This is a genomic window from Microbacterium sp. K35, from assembly GCF_004794375.1.
GTDB lineage: Bacteria > Actinomycetota > Actinomycetes > Actinomycetales > Microbacteriaceae > Microbacterium > Microbacterium sufflavum.
This window is the reverse complement of the sequence record NZ_SSDM01000411.1, coordinates 1-478: the sequence shown is the minus strand read 5'-3', so window position 1 is coordinate 478 and position 478 is coordinate 1. Positions and strand designations below refer to the sequence as shown.

Below are 478 nucleotides of genomic sequence, written 5' to 3'. Positions count from 1 at the left end.
CTGCCGCGCGGTCCGCGCACGGTCGTGCTCGCGGGTGCCGACGCGGGTGCCGCCGCGGAGGAGCTCGCCCACACGGCGGACTGGCCGCTGATCGCCGAGGTCGTGAGCGGCGCGCGGTTCGGGCGTCGCCTCGTGCACGGCTACCGTCGGCTGCTCTCCCGTGACGACCTCGGCGGCCGCATCGAGCGTGTCGTCGTGTTCGGCCATCCCACGCTGAGCCGTGAGGCCGCGCGGCTGCTGTCGCGCCACGACGTGGAGGTCGTGGCGGTGCGCCGCGGCGGGGAGGAGCTCGACCTCAACCACCGCACGCGCGCGGTCGCGGCGGTCACGGTGGCCCCGGGGGAGCCCGATCGCGAGTGGCTCGGGCAGTGGATGCGGGCGTCGGCTGCCGAGGCCGTCGACCTGAGCGAGCAGGCGCCCGACGCCGATGCCCTCGCGTCCACCGACCTCGCCGCCCGGCGCGACGCCGTCCGCGCGG

1 pseudogene is annotated in these 478 nt (G+C 77.6%); it reads left to right on the top strand.

Going from position 1 to position 478, the window contains the following annotated elements:
• Nucleotides 1-478, top strand: a pseudogene (locus DW299_RS17115) (2-succinyl-5-enolpyruvyl-6-hydroxy-3-cyclohexene-1-carboxylate synthase); the annotation flags it as partial.